General features: G+C 56.8%; 13 protein-coding genes and 1 tRNA gene. 3 read left to right on the top strand and 11 right to left on the bottom strand.

The annotated features are described in order from the left end of the window. The first annotated feature begins 18 nt into the window (after positions 1-18). From VN577_24220 to VN577_24210, 3 genes are all read left to right on the top strand, one after another. Positions 19-1,200: an acyl-CoA dehydrogenase gene (locus VN577_24220; protein ID HWR17956.1), complete on the top strand. Its 1,182-nt coding sequence runs from the start codon at positions 19-21 to the stop codon at positions 1,198-1,200. 1 nt (position 1,201) lies between these two features. After that, on the top strand, positions 1,202-1,486 hold the full coding sequence (locus VN577_24215; GenBank protein HWR17955.1) for a PilZ domain-containing protein: 285 nt from the start codon (positions 1,202-1,204) through the stop codon (positions 1,484-1,486). Between the two features lie 136 nt (positions 1,487-1,622). Continuing rightward, positions 1,623-3,095, top strand: a complete 1,473-nt coding sequence (locus VN577_24210) for a hypothetical protein (protein HWR17954.1) — start codon at positions 1,623-1,625, stop codon at positions 3,093-3,095. A 1-nt stretch (position 3,096) separates the two neighbouring features. Here VN577_24210 and VN577_24205 read toward each other — a convergent pair whose 3' ends face one another. The 11 genes from VN577_24205 to VN577_24155 all read right to left on the bottom strand — a co-directional run. Beyond that, the gene (locus VN577_24205; GenBank protein HWR17953.1) at positions 3,097-3,831 is read right to left on the bottom strand and encodes a PilZ domain-containing protein; all 735 of its coding nucleotides are present in this window, start codon (positions 3,829-3,831) and stop codon (positions 3,097-3,099) included. Between the two features lie 148 nt (positions 3,832-3,979). Continuing rightward, positions 3,980-4,056 (bottom strand) — tRNA-Arg (locus tag VN577_24200). A gap of 53 nt (positions 4,057-4,109) precedes the next feature. Further along, complete coding sequence (locus VN577_24195; protein HWR17952.1) at positions 4,110-5,045, bottom strand: EamA family transporter; 936 nt, start codon at positions 5,043-5,045, stop codon at positions 4,110-4,112. Positions 5,046-5,107: 62 nt separating this feature from the next. Beyond that, complete coding sequence (locus VN577_24190; GenBank protein HWR17951.1) at positions 5,108-5,674, bottom strand: hypothetical protein; 567 nt, start codon at positions 5,672-5,674, stop codon at positions 5,108-5,110. A 23-nt stretch (positions 5,675-5,697) separates the two neighbouring features. Further along, positions 5,698-6,657, bottom strand: a complete 960-nt coding sequence (locus tag VN577_24185) for an alpha/beta fold hydrolase (protein HWR17950.1) — start codon at positions 6,655-6,657, stop codon at positions 5,698-5,700. A gap of 353 nt (positions 6,658-7,010) precedes the next feature. After that, entirely contained in the window at positions 7,011-7,862 is an 852-nt protein-coding gene (locus tag VN577_24180) for an ABC transporter ATP-binding protein (protein ID HWR17949.1), read from the bottom strand. After that, positions 7,859-9,490: an ABC transporter substrate-binding protein gene (locus tag VN577_24175; protein HWR17948.1), complete on the bottom strand. Its 1,632-nt coding sequence runs from the start codon at positions 9,488-9,490 to the stop codon at positions 7,859-7,861. Before VN577_24175 ends, VN577_24180 begins: the two co-directional genes overlap by 4 nt. Continuing rightward, complete coding sequence (locus tag VN577_24170) at positions 9,487-10,299, bottom strand: ABC transporter permease (protein ID HWR17947.1); 813 nt, start codon at positions 10,297-10,299, stop codon at positions 9,487-9,489. The genes VN577_24175 and VN577_24170 overlap by 4 nt, the downstream gene beginning before the upstream one ends. Beyond that, positions 10,296-11,159, bottom strand: coding sequence for an ABC transporter permease (locus VN577_24165; GenBank protein HWR17946.1), 864 nt, complete (start codon positions 11,157-11,159; stop codon positions 10,296-10,298). The genes VN577_24170 and VN577_24165 overlap by 4 nt, the downstream gene beginning before the upstream one ends. A 9-nt stretch (positions 11,160-11,168) precedes the next feature. After that, positions 11,169-13,595: an HD domain-containing phosphohydrolase gene (locus VN577_24160; GenBank protein ID HWR17945.1), complete on the bottom strand. Its 2,427-nt coding sequence runs from the start codon at positions 13,593-13,595 to the stop codon at positions 11,169-11,171. A gap of 182 nt (positions 13,596-13,777) precedes the next feature. Further along, a partial coding sequence (locus VN577_24155; GenBank protein HWR17944.1) for a histone deacetylase occupies positions 13,778-14,623 on the bottom strand: 846 nt, incomplete at its 5' end.

Below are 14,623 nucleotides of genomic sequence, written 5' to 3'. Positions count from 1 at the left end.
TATCTAAGAGGTACGCAGATGCCCGAATCCATGACAGCAAAAATCGACGCGCCCAAACCACTCGTTTCGCTTACCGAAGACGAACAACTATTTCGTGACAACATCCGCCAATTCGCGGAGGAAACAATCCGTCCGCACGTGAAAGAAATGGACGAGAAGGGCGTGTTCGAGCACAGCCTGATCGACCAGTTCTTCCAACTCGGAATCATGGCGATTGAGACACCGGAGCAGTACGGCGGAGGCGGTGGAACCTTCTTCGAAGCGATTCTCGCCGTAGAGGAACTTTCGCGCGTCGATGCATCGGCAGGCGTCGTTGTCGATGTTCAGAACACGCTGGTAAACAACGCGTTCATTCGCTGGGGTACGGAAGCCCAGAAGAAGAAATACCTCGCCAAGTTGGCGGCGGACACCGTCGGAGCTTATGCCCTGAGCGAAGCGGGATCGGGGTCGGACGCATTCGCGCTCACCACGAAGGCCGAACTGAAGGGCAACGAGTACATTCTGAACGGACGCAAGCTCTGGATCACCAACGGCAAGGAAGCCGGTGTCTTCGTGCTATTCGCCACGATTGACGCGGGTGCCGGCTACAAGGGAATCACGGCGTTCATCGTCGAGAAGGACTTCCCTGGCTTCACGGTCGGCAAAAAAGAAGACAAGCTTGGCATTCGCGCTTCCAGCACCTGCGAACTGATCCTGGAAGACTGCAAAGTTCCGAAGGAGAACGTCCTAGGCGAAGTTGGTAAAGGATACAAGATCGCAATCGAAACCTTGAACGAAGGTCGCATCGGCATCGGTGCGCAGATGCTCGGCGTTGCGCGCGGCGCATGGGAATATGCTGTGAAGTACGCGCAGGAACGCAAGCAGTTCGGACAGGCAATCTCGAACTTCCAGGGAATTCAGTTCCAGATCGCCCAGATGGCGACCGAGATCGAAGCCGCGCGCATGATGGTTTACAACGCGGCCCGCATGAAAGACGCGGGGATGAATTTCGTGAAAGAAGCTGCCATGACCAAGCTGTTCGCGTCGCAGGTAGCGGAGCGGGTCACGTCGCTGTCGCTCGAGATCTATGGCGGATACGGCTTCACTAAGGATTACCCTGTCGAGAAGTACTTCCGCGACTCGAAAATCGGCAAGATTTACGAAGGGACGTCAAACATGCAGCTTTCCACTATCGCCAAGCTGGTGATGGGCGGCAAATAACATGAGCGAGACGAATCCAGATCGGGGACGTCGCAGGTTCGAAAGATTCGATACGAATGAGAACGTCAGAGCCGTTGATGAGAGCGGCGTGGACATCGGGCGCGTTGAGAAAGTAGCCGCCGGCGGGATGCAGATCCGGTTGGCGGAGACAACTTTGCGTGCGCGGTTTCAGCCGGGCACCCGAATCGAGATTAAAGTTGTGGAGTCCGGCCACGTGCAGCAAGTGTTGAATGTCGAAGTACGTGTCTGCGACGGCGATCTGTTGGGTGTTCAGTTCCTTAATTAGTGCGTTTGATCCACTAAAGGGCAGGCATCCGCCTGCCCTTTGCCATTTGCGCTTGCGACCTGTGTTTACGCTGGAATAAACTTCGCAAGTCGATATCCCTCCGATTTGCTCGCTTTAACGTCCAGGAGACCCCGTAATGGACAATCCATTGCAGCAATTGCTTGATATGGCGGCCGTGCATGGCTTCTATGTTTCGCTTTTGCAGGAAAAACTAGGCTTTGACGTTCCGGTGCCTTACGACATTCAGGGCGCCGTCGGCGGCAAGGACAAGATCATCCAATCCGTGGACCAGCTCAGCCGATGGCTAGCTTTGCTGGATATGGCGATTGCACCGGTCATGATCCGCGACGGTTTGAAAGACGGTACCCGCAAGGAAAGCGCCGAAGCCCTCCTCCGCTATTTCTACCAGAAGCACTCCAGCGACGAGAGCGACCGCGATAAGGCCGACTTCACGATCACGTTCCTCTTTCGGAATCTCAAGCTCCCGCTGCGCTCGGCCGATGAGTGGTCGGAAGAATCGCCCTCGCCGTTTGAACAGGAGATCTACACCATCCTGGGACTTCAAGGGGTGCCGCCGTTACCCGACCAACATCGGCAACTAGTCCGCGAGTTTCCGTTTATCCGGCAGGAAGTGGAAGACATTCGTCATTTCGACAAGTTGATGGACTCCGGCGTTATGCAGCGGGTACGGGATATCAAGCTTCGCTTTGGCGCGTCTTTTTACCATCCTCGAGTTCTGGCGACCATGGCCGAATACAACGTGTTTATCGGCAATCATTTTGATGAATTGTTCCGGGAAGCCACGCGAAGTATCAAGCAGTTCGCCAGTTCCGTGCAGCAGGCCGGCGGAAGCATCATGGCACGGGTGGAAGGCGACGTTACGGTGAAACAGTTGTCGGAAGTTCAGGAAGAGGAAATCCTCGAAAAAGAATACGGTCGCGCCCAGGAACAATTGCGAAAAGTTTCGAAGTTCAAGAAAGCCGTGGATAGCCGCCGGATCGGCACTGCTGGAAGCGCCGGTGCTGCCGCCGCAAGCCCACTGGCGCAGCGTCCGCATCCCGCCACGCAGGCCGCAACCGCTCCGCGTCAAACAGTCGGCGGAGGCTCAGCCGCCGATATCGGCCGCAGCCTGGACCGAACAGTGGAGGAAGGCAAGCTACGCAGCATGGTCGAGTCCATTCGCAATTTCGTGCTGGCCGCCGATGCCAAAGCCGCTAACGTTTATCCGATGCGCAATGGGAACCTGCCGCTTTCGACGACTGAGGTGGAAGCGTTCCGCGCCGAGTTTCGTGGAGAAAAAAGTTTTCGCGGAGATTACGCGCAGGCTATCGCCAACTCCGTGGCCGTTTACGCGCGCATGCTACTGGAGCTGGAGGAGTTCAGGCAACGGCAGCATTCAGCGTATCTCTGGAAGCCACACGCCGACGCGCTTGCGTACCTGCTGCAATATGCGAACCGCATGCAGGAAGAGTGCGCCGCCATACTGCATGTGGCGGAAGCACGAGGCCTGGTCGAAAAAGTGAATGGCATGAATAGCACGTTGCAGAGGTTGCGCGCTCAGTGCCTGGTGATTGCGAAGGCGTTGGAAGAAATCGCCGCGACGAAATAAGTTAGAAGCCGGTTCCCGCTGCGTGTCCCTCGGCGTGCTCCAAGCTACCGATCAGATGGCGCAAGCGGTCGCGGTTCAACGGCGACATTTCGGTAAATCGGATCCCCATCCCAACCAGCGGATGCTTCACCGTGACGATGCCTCGCAAATCGATCTTTATGTCGCCTACCTGGATGGTGACATCCACACGCGTTTGCTCCGGAAGCGGCGCCGTGGTTTCTACATAGCATCCACCGGAGCTCAGGTCGTGAATGGTGGTCCACTGCGGTATGTTCTTACCTACTTCCCGGACGTTTGCGCCGCCATTTACCACGAACCTCTCGGCCTTCCGGCGATGATCATCGTAGTGCGTGGCAGCTGGCGCCAGCCCTATCTTGTTGCCCACGCTTCTCAGCGGGACTGGTAGCGGCGTTTCGGACGGCTGTGGTTCCGCTGTCGGAGGCGTCACATCCCAGATGTACTTGCCCGTATCGACGCACGTTACTCCGATCTGTCCCTCCAGCGGCGTTCCGGGTAAACCAACCCACACGATGCGGTAACGAGCTTTTTCCGTCCCACAGCGAATGCCCACGGTTTCGCCGGGATAGTCCCAGCAGTTCACCCCGGAGATCCGAGCTCCGTGCATGCTGATGTCCACGGTCTTTGCCGGCAAGTTGATCGGGTGACCTTTCGAATCCATTCCGAATACGCGAATTTCAGCTTTTTTCGAAAGACGAGGTTCAGTACGTTTCGCCATAGGAGTACGCGAATGGCAGCGGGGGATACTGCCCTATGCAGACTATCTTCCAGAGTCTTTGTAGTGTCAAGCGAGTTACTTATCGCAGCGGGATGATGATGAGTTGAAGGTAACCAGGAAGCAGTCACGAAAGGTCAAACTTAAGAGATGGTAGGCCCGGCTGGGATCGAACCAGCAACCCTCAGCTTAGAAGGCTGATGCTCTATCCAATTGAGCTACGGGCCCTTGCGGTCTCCATCAAGAATACACCAGACGACTGGCTCGCCGGCAGCCAGGAATCACTGTTCACAAGCCGCCAGTTCCTCTGACACTTGTCGCGCCCGGGTGCCTCTTCGGATCAATACGACAGAGCCGAGAATCACGGTCCCTGCGATGATCACTCGCGCATTTAACGGCTCGCCTGCCAGCGCCCATCCGAGCAGAACCGCCACCACCGGGTTGACATAGGTGTGTGTGGAAACGACAGTCGCCGACGTGTGCGACAGCAACCATGTGTAAGAGGTAAACGCGATGATAGTTCCGAAGAAGATCAGGTATAGAAGACCAAGAACTGATCGCATGCTGACCTGGCTTGTGTGAACGTCTGTGAACTCGCCGGTAAGGGACGCAACTACCCATAGCAGAGCGGATCCGCAGAGCAACGTCATGGCCGATGCAGCCAGCGAGTCTTCCGGCAAAGCAACCCGGCGTGAGAAATGAACGCCAACCGACCACGCCACGGCACTGAGCAGCACGGCGACGATGCCGGCGAGTTCCGCCGATCCATGTAAAGCGCCACCGCCCATCAATACTCCCACACCAAGCAGGCCCAGAAGCATGCCCATCACCGTCGGAAACGTCAGGCGCTCCTGCCCGGCCATAACAGCCAGCGCCGCGATGATCATCGGCTCAGTCGCAATCAGCAGCGCCGCGAGTCCGGAAGCCACGTGTTGCTCTGCCCAGTGCAGTAGCCCGTGGCCAACCAGGAAGTAGAGAGCCCCGATCTTCACGGCAGCAATCCAATGGGTACGTGTCGGGCGAAAGCCGCGACTCCACGCCCAAACGAACAGAATGCTTCCGGCAGTGAGATGACGTGCCGCGGCAGTCATTAGCGGCGGAATGGTTTCCACAGCGTAACGGATCGCAAGATAAGTGGAACCCCAGATTACGTAGATGGCGATGAACGCCAGCAATACCATAACGCGCGAAGGTGTTTGGCTTTGGGTAGCTGTCACTCTTGTGATCCTCTCCCTGAGCTCCATTCGATGTTACACATTCGCATCACGATAGAATTTCTTTAGATCGAGGAAATCTGCAGTAACGCATTCGATAGCAGCCGTAACGCGATGCCCCAGGATTGCCGTGCTTCCACCTGCTCGTCGCCGTATCCAAATACGTAGAGGGTGTAATAGAAACCCTCCTTGACGTCGCCGCCGTTCTCGAAATGTCCCCGGCGGATGATTCCTTCGAAGGACGCTTGAATCTCTGGAGCTCGTTTCAGCAGCTCCACGAGCCGGCTTCCGAATGCTTCATGCAGCGGAAACGAATACCGTGGCGTGAGAACCTGGAAGAATGCGTCGACGTAAGAGCCGAATTTGCATGAGGCACCGAAGATCGCTTCCTCCTCGGTGATTTCCTCACTGAACCACGCGTCACATTTTGCGGTTTGTAGCGCGGAATTACTCGCGTTCAACGCCTGCAAAAACTCCTTCAGCTCCGAAAACTCTCGAGCTTCCGCGACAGATTCGAGCTGTTCGGGAAATCGTCGGAGATCGATGTAGCTGTACTGCGATTCGGGATGGGACCACGGAACAGCCAATGTGGGATCGTCAGCGCCAAGTTCAACGGAGATTTCTGCTTGCATGCGATGAAGTCATGGTATCGGTTCTACGCCGCAAATTCACGAACGAATTCAAGCAGTGTTCTCTCCGCCCAACGTCCATCGTATCCGTCGGCTTGGGCAAGGAAAGCGCAATGACCACCGTGTCGCGTCTCCAAGTACCGAATGTGTGGGTTCGCAAGTATCTTGCTGCGCGTCTCATGAGTCAGCCGGATAAACGGGTCATCGAGAGAATGGATGATCAACGTAGGAACCGCTATGCGATGTACCACTTGCGCTGAACCCGCGCGGTGGTAGTAATCTTCGGCATCCTTGAAACCGCCGTGCGGAGCGGTGATCTTGTCGTCAAACTCACGCAGCGAACGGATCGAGAACACCGGATACGTCTTGTAGCGGTCCGGGTACAGTTTCGCTTTCCGGCTGACGCTATCGTGCAGATCGCGGAGGAACCGGTACTCGTAAAGACGGTTCTGCCAGTCGTGTAGAGCCGCTGAAGAGGGGCTCAGGTCGATGATCGGCGACACCGCAGTCACAGCCGCAAGTTGACGAGGAGCGTCAGTGTGCCACTCGCCCGCCAACTTCAAGACAAGGTTGCCGCCCATGGAAAATCCGGCGAGCGCGATTGACTGCAGTCCGTCACCTTCGATGAGAGTTCGTACGATGGCGCCGACGTCGCCCGACATGCTGCAGTTGTAGAGAGTGGGCGTAAGTTTCTCGCTGCCGCCGCAATTGCGCATGTTCATGCGCACCACGTTCATGCCGAGGTCCCAGGCCTTGTTGCTGGTGCCGACGACGTATTGAGACTCGCTTGATCCCTCGAGACCGTGGACGATGATGATCGTGGTCCGCTGTGCCCGATCAGGCTGCCAATGGCAATGGCAGAGCACCTGGACATCGGTGTCGACTTGGAAAAGTCGCTCCTCTGGCGCACTTAAGCCGTTCTTCCGGGGCAGAATATGGCTGACGAGGGTCTGGAGGTGTCCCCCGGAAAGGAAACGCCGCGGCACAAAAGTATCAGGACAAGGTTGGCCGTCACTCATGGCTGTGTGCGCGGTTTTGATTGGGGCCTCGGGTTCCATCTAAAATGTCTACGTACAACGCTTCTATGCCAATTTTCGAATACACCTGTAAGAAGTGTAAACGCCCGTTTGAGGCACTCGTAATGGGGAGCCAGAGGGCGAGTTGCCCCAACTGCGGTAGCGGCGACCTGGAAGAGATGTTCTCCACCTATTCCGTGGGCGCGAGTGTTGGACGCGGATGGCGTGGCGAGCAGTGGTCTTCGCGCAACAACTGCGGCTCCGCAGGCTCAACTTGAGGGCTTCGCGGCGGGCCGGGTGCCTGCGAAAAGAAATAATCCAGACTATTGAATCGTAATTGCCTGCGGCCTGAGCATGGCGCGGTACCGGCGCTCGTCCGGAATTGCCGGTTTTTCGGGCAATGCGTCAATCAGCTTGCGCGTGTAAGGATGCGCCGGACGATTGAAGATCTGCCCAGTGGCACCGCATTCCACGATCTCTCCCGAATTCAGAATGGCGATGCGGTCGCAGACAGATGCGACTGAAAGCAAATCATGTGAGATATAAAGAATGCCGGTGCCGAGTTCACGGTTGAGCTGGCGAAACAGCTGGAGAATCTCAGCTTGGGTAATGACATCAAGGGCACTCGTTGGCTCATCGGCGATCAACAGCGCCGGACGATGAAGCACCGCCATCGCGATTAGCACTCGCTGCGCCTGCCCTACGCTCAACTGCGAGGGATAGCGTCTCAGGAACTCCTCTTCGGACGGCAGGCTCACGCTCGCGAACACATCCTTGATCCGGTTTAGACCTTCTTCGCGCGGGCCGGAGGCATGCGCCTTCCAAGCTTCCATCAATTGGCTGCCAATCCGAAGCGCCGGGTTCAGCGATGACAACGGGCTTTGCAGCACTAAGCCGATATCGCTGCCGCGCAGCTTGCGCATTTGCGATTCTTTCAGCTTGAGTAGATCACTCCCCTGGAAGAAGACACTCCCGCTCACATGTCCGCCCTTCATTTCCAGCAGCCGCAGAATGGAGAGCGCCAGCGTGCTCTTCCCTGATCCGCTCTGGCCGATTAATCCGAGCACTTCGCCCTGACGCATTTCAAGGAAGGCGGATTTCAACACAGCCGGTTTGTTCCGATAGCCGACGCTAAGCGAGACCGACAGTAAAGGAACATCGCGAGGAGTGCTCATTTGCCGCTCCTGTCAGCGTCGGATTTCAGGTAGAGCCGATCGATATTCCAATACGTCTGCGGACGAAGTACCACCGGCGCGGCATTCACGAGATTCGACGACACGGCCGAAAGCGCATTCTTGTTCACCAGGTAGATCATCGGTTGCTGCTCGTAAACGATCTCCTGTACCCGGTCCCAAGCAGCTTTGCGCTTCTTCGGATCCGGTGATTGCGTCTGCGCCTGCATCAACTTGTCCATCTCGGCTTCCCACGCGGTCGCAGGCGACTTTTGATTCGGATTCCACGCGTGATTCTCGCCGCTGCTCAGCCACACCGTCATCTGCGAATTTGGATCCATCTCGGTGTTGATGAATCCGAGGATCGCCGCCTCATAATTGAACTTCGCGGTGATGCGTTCGATCATTGAGGGAAAATCCAGCGTCACGACGTTCACCTTGATGCCGATCCTGGACAGGTCCTGTTGAATCATCGTCGCCATGCGCTCGCGCGGCTTGCTGCTGGAGTTCGTAACGATGGAGAACTCCACGGTCCGTCCTTGCGCATCTTTCAGCGTGCCGCCCTGTAACTGGAATCCATCCTGCTTCAACAGGTTGAGCGCAAGTTGCGTGTCGTAAGGAAGCGCCTTGAGTTTGGTGTTGAACCAGAATTTGTTTGCGGGCGAAGTCGGACCGATTGCAGCTTGCGCGTGTCCACCAAAGACGATTCGCACCAGGTCTGCACGGTTGATGGAAAGCGCTACAGCCCGCCGGAAGTTTTGCGACTTGAACCATGCTTTCTTGTAATCGGCGATGGGAGCTCCCGGCACCTGGTTGAACCAAAGTTGCTCGGAATCGAGCGATGCACCGGCGTCGCGGACCTGCGCCTCGGAACCTTGTTGAAGCTTTGCATAGAAATCGGAATCGAGGCTGTTGATCAGATCAATTTCACCGCGACGGAAGCGCATGACCTCGATCTCGCGGTTCGGTTGGATGTCGAGCCTGACGGCATCAAGCAGCGGCAACTTGCGCCCTTGCGCATCTTTCTTCCAGTAATTGTTGTTCTTGCGGAAATAGAGATACGAGCCGGGCTTGTGATCGGCGAGGAAAAACGGGCCGAGCACCGCTCTCTCTTTCTTCGGCGACCTCGCAGACATGATCGCAACCTGGTCAAACAGCCTATCCAGACCCGCAATCGCCCCCGGGAAGGTAATGCTGATCTTGTTGCCGGACAGAATCTTGCTCGTTACGTCTCCCGTTCCCGATCGAAACGCGTCTCCGGTAGGCGAGTGCAGATTGGGATTGGTTAGCTGTTTCACCGTGAATGCAACGTCTTCCGCGGTGAACGGAGTGCCATCGGAGAAATATTGATTCGGGCGCAGTGTGAAGGTGATGGTTTTCCCTGCGTTGGTGATCTTCCACGAGGTAGCCAGTTCCGGCTCCAGTTGCTGCGTCTGCCGGTTCACCCGCACCAGTACGCCCCCGGTGAGGTAGCGAACTGTTTCGGAAGCATCATCCGCCACAGCGACGGGATTGAAGGTCTTCGGATCGGACTTGATACAAAAGCGAAGTTCGCCGCCCTGGGCGAATGCCGAGAGCACCAGGACGAACACAAGTGCCGCACAGCTCAGCAGACGAAGGGCGCGCTTCATGCTGACACCTCATCGGTACGGGAAAGCACCAATTGAAAACTCGTAACCGTAATAACCAGGAGTACCAGGGGAACGAGCCGCCAGTACTCTCCGCCGAAATTCGCAAAATTCTCGAGTTCACGAAGCAGGCTTCCCCAGGAGGGCAGCGGCTCAGCCACGCCAAGTCCAAGGATGCCAAGATTCGCCTCGCTCAGGATGAACACCGGAATCGAGATCCAGAACTGCGCCAGCAGCACAGGCTTCAGGTTCGGCAACACGTGACGGAACAACACGCGAAGGCGTCCGATACCAGAGGCCCGCGCTAACAATACGAAATCGGAATTGCGGATCGACCGCGCACCCGCACAAAGCACCCGCGCAGATGCCGCCCATCCCAGGAGTCCAAGCAACAGAAACGTCACCATCACCGACGTGAACGGCGACACGTTCAGCGGCAGCATCGCCCTGACCATGAGGAGAAGGAACAGCCACGGTAGCGAGAGGAATAGGTCAGCCGACGCCATCGCGAGCTTTTCCCAGCGTCCGCCGATATACCCGGCAAGGGCCCCTACGACTGCCGCCAGCAAGGTGGAAAGAAGCGCTGCCGCCGGAGCTAGTAGCAGCGACACGCGTGTTCCAAAGAGGACGCGTGAGAACCTGTCACGGCCGAGGTCATCGGTGCCGAGCAGGTGCTGTCGCGATGGCGCCGCGTTCGGAAGCTCATCGCGGAACTGAGTAGCGTAATTCGCTGAGGCCAGCAGCTCGGCTGCAAAGCTCGCTCCCACGATCAGCAGCAACAGCACGCACGAAATTTGCCGGACGCGTTTCATGCTTCCTGCACCCTGAACGCCTGGCCGAAAATCTCCGACGCCGTGTTCGCCAGCAGAGTCACGATCGTGACGATAAATGTCAGCGTCACCAGGAGTGACAGATCCCTTCCCAAAGCGGCCTGCCATGCTAATTGGCCGATTCCGGGTACTCCGCATAGAGCTTCCACCGGAATGGCAGCACCGAGCGCGATGCTCACCGAAATACCGCAGACCGCCAACAACTGTCCCGCACTCACCGGCAGTACGTGAAAAACCAGGATGCGAGCGGGAGACAATCCCTTCGCCCGGGCCATCACGATGTGCGGCATCATGTAGCTCTTGTCGAGCAGGTTGCGCCAGTAGCGGAACACGTGGGAGAAGACGATCAGACCGATGGCCAGCGAAGCCGGCGCATTCGCAAATACGAAGATCAATCCCAGCACGGCCGATGGCACGCAGAGAATCAGTCCGGAGACCGCGGTCGTCAGCACATCATATGGCGCAAAACGAACCATCACGGCGGAGACGGCGAACAGCAGCGCCAGAGCCCACCCCAGCAGGAGTCCGGTTCCAATCAACCTCATTGTCACCGGAAGCCGTTCGGAGACCAGTTCTCGTACTGGTCGGTTCAGCGTGCGTGAGGTTCCGAAATCCCCATGTGCCGCCGAGACAAGAAACGATTTGTAGAAAGCGAACACGTCCCGCTCGCCTGCTCGTGCATTGCGCAGGGCCTGAACGCTTTCGTTTGACAGGCGCGAATCGAGCGCTTGCTCATCCGACTCGAATCCCGGTGCATAGCGGACCAGTGTCGCCGCAAAAATCCCCCCGATCACAACCGTGACGAGAATGCGGACGAAATGACGCAATGCGATCCGTGCCAATCCGAGCCCCTAGTTGATCAGCGAACTGAAGCGTGTGCCGGCTTCAGGTGCGGTTTCCATCTTCTCGTGATGAATTTGCTTCACGATGTACATGCGGCGATCGGCTTCGGCGAGCAACTGTTCGGCATCCATGCCGTCTTCGCTGAAGAAAGCGGTTCCCACGCTGACCGAGAGGATGTCGAGCTTGCATACTTCGCGACCTGAATCCACGGCGAGTTCGTTGAGGATGAGCGCCTTTTCGTCAGCGGCTTCGCGGGTCAAACCCGGAGCGATAATGATGAACTCGTCGCCGCCCATACGTGCCACGTAGTCGTACTCACGGCAAACCGACCGGAGTTTGTTTGCGAAGATTCTCAGGACCTTGTTGCCCTCAATGTGACCGAACCTGTCGTTAATCTGCTTGAAGCCGTCCAGGTCGCAAACCATCACGGCCACGGACGCATTCGTGCGGCGGCAGCGTGCGAGTTCCTGGTCCAGATGCAGGAACAACGAACGTGCGTTCGGAAGACCGGTGAGGTAATCGGTGGTCGCTGAGCTTTCGGCCTGCTGGTACTTCAACGCATTCTCAATCGACAACGCAACCTTCGAGCTGATCGCCAGCAATATGCGGAGGTGGTCTTGCGTGAATGCATCCGGTTCGGCCTTGTAGAGCGAAAGCACGCCCAGCACGCCAATGACGCCTTCGAGTGGAACCGAAATCGCCGAGCGCAGCGTACTGAACTTTGTTGAATCGTTCAGGTATCCGGGCTCTACCGAAGGATCACCGTTCACGATCGGCTTGCGGTTCGCCGCAACCCAACCGGATAAGCCTTGTCCCAGTGGAATCTCCAACGACGAGAACAGGCGGAAATTGTCGCCGCTCACGTGTTCGGGGATCAGCTTCCCGTCGCGCAAAACGTAGATCGCGAACGAGTCAAACGGAACCAACTTGCGCAAACGTATGGATAGCACCGACAGCGTCTCGTCGAGGCTCAGCGAGTTGCCGAGTTCGTGACTGAGTTCGAAGAGCGTCTGCGCTTCCTGCCGCGCGGCGGCAATGGATGTAAGGAAGCTTCCATCCGGCGCTGCGTTTTCCTGCCTGGTCTGCTCGAATCCAGCATCCGGTGCGGCACCCTTGTCGATCTTCACGTCCGTCGAGAGGATCTTCTTCTCAACCACCTCGACTTTTTGTTGCGCCAGATGTTCAAGCTCGACATAACGTCGTTGCAGGACATCGACAACGCGCGGATCAAAAGCCTTCCCCGCCTGCCTTGCTACCTGTTGCATGGCTTCCTGCAGCGGCACGGCGCGCCGGTATTGGCGGTCGGAAGCAAGCGCGTCGAGGCAATCCACGGCAGCCAGAATGCGAGCGCCAATCGGAATCTCTTCCCCTTTTAGCCCAAATGGATAACCCGAACCGTCATATTTCTCGTGATGGGCTCGCACGATGGGAACGACCGGATATGGGAAGTTGACCCGCTCCAGGATCTCCGCCCCGACCAACGGGTGGATCTTCATCTTTTCGAATTCTTCCGGTGTCAGCTTGCCCGGCTTATTGATGATGTGTTCCGGGATCGCAAGCTTGCCGATATCATGCAGCAGCGAAGCAGCCCTGAGCGCTTCCACTTCCTTCTGATTCAGGTTCAGTTCTTTCGCTACTTCCAGCGCATAAACACGTACGCGCTGCAGGTGGTCGTGCGTGGTGTGGTCTTTTGCTTCGATCGCGAGCGCCAGAGCTTCGATCGTGCGCAGGTGAAGCGCTGCCATGTTCTCCACATGGCGCTTCTCATCTTCGAGACGCCCAAGATAAAGGCGATAAGAACGGTAGATCCAGTAGATCACCGGTAACGCCAGCAACGACGTCTGCCAGCCAACGTAGCGGTTGATGTAGCTCACACAACCGGCGATTGCAGCGCCAACCAGGTAATACGGGAAAGACCAGAAGTAGCATTCGGCCCAAATCTTCCGGAACGCTTTCTGTTCGGTGAAGGCGATGATGATGGCCACTGGCAGGGTATTGGTAACGAAGTAAGTGCAAGCAGCAGCCACGAGCATCAACGGCATGTTGCGACCCGTGAACTGGCCTACCACGTTAAACACCGTGCTCGCCAGCACGATGGCGGTCGACATATTCGCCAGGTTGAAAGTGATCTGTACCAGTTTCGGACGGGTATGCACCTTCCAGTGGCTCTGCACCAGCGTGGCTCCGCAGCCGATGATCAGGGTCTCCGGAAGGCTCAGTTCCATTACACCCAGGATAATGAAGAAGAAGTTCACGGACATCGATCCGTTGATCCCGGGGAGACTGACTTTCAGGCTCGAGGCAAGCAAAGCAATAAGAAGGTAGGAGACGAATCGGATCGGATCCGAAACAGACCACTGCGATACCGCCATGGCGGCTGTAATGACGCCTGCCAGATACACGGCAGCCAAGTAAATCTTGGCCTTCGCAGACATACACTGAGCTCCTGACACTCTCTATAGGCACGCCCACTGCCAGACGAGAGCTAAAGGAGAAAATGTAAGTTGTTGACCTTAAAAGGGTTACAAATTTGCATGCTAGTTGAAATTTGCGATTAGCTCGGAATAAGACAGTCTGGCGCAGTCAGCCATTTCAGAGTGAGACAAAATGTCGCATTCTACTTGGACTGAAATTTGCCCGCATTCTCAGCACGAACGGCGTCGCAGGCAGCCTTGATGGTGTTGCAGTGGATGGTGATGGTGTCCTCTACGTTGTAAGCGTAACCGCCGGCAAACGTGACCATGACGGGAATTTCTCGTGCCATAGCCATCTGAAACACGAGGTCGTCCCGCCGCTTGAGCCCGTCAATGGTCAGGTCCAGTCCACCGAGTTGGTCCTCTTTATAAGGATCGGCGCCCGCTACATAACAGAGCAGGTCCGGGGTGAACTGCCTCAATGCGCTTGAAAGTGCGTTATCCAGCCAGCCGAGATACTGATCGTCTGTCGTATGGTCGGGAAGATTCACGTCGATCGATGAAGGCGGCTTGATCGGCGGATAGTTATTCGCCTGGTGAAGCGAGATGGTAAAGACATCTGTTTCTCCCTCGTTCACCTTGCTCTGTGTGGGCTCGACTGGTGCTCCCCACGAAGGCAACTGGCGGTGAACCTGTTGCTTGTTGCCGAAGATCGCCGCCGTACCATTTCCCTGATGTACATCGCAGTCCACCACCATAGCGCGTTTGATGCGGCCGTCCTTCTGCATCCGCCGGATCGCGACGGCAACATCATGAATCATGCAGAAGCCTTCGCCATGATTCGGAAAAGCGTGGTGGAACCCGCCGCCCACGTTCACGCACACTCCATCTTCGAGCGCCCGTTGCGCCGCCAAGATCGATCCCCCGGCGGATAGCCAGAACGCGTCTACCAGCTCTTCCGAATACGGAATCTCCATCTGGAGTTCCTCGGCGGCCGACAACATTCCGTACTGAAGCCGATAAACGTATTCGCTCGTATGCACCAGAAG

It is taken from the genome of Terriglobales bacterium, from assembly GCA_035561515.1.
Taxonomy (GTDB): Bacteria; Acidobacteriota; Terriglobia; order Terriglobales; family Acidobacteriaceae; genus DATMXP01.
Note: the sequence above shows the minus strand (reverse complement) of the source record. Positions and strands in the feature narration are given on the sequence as shown.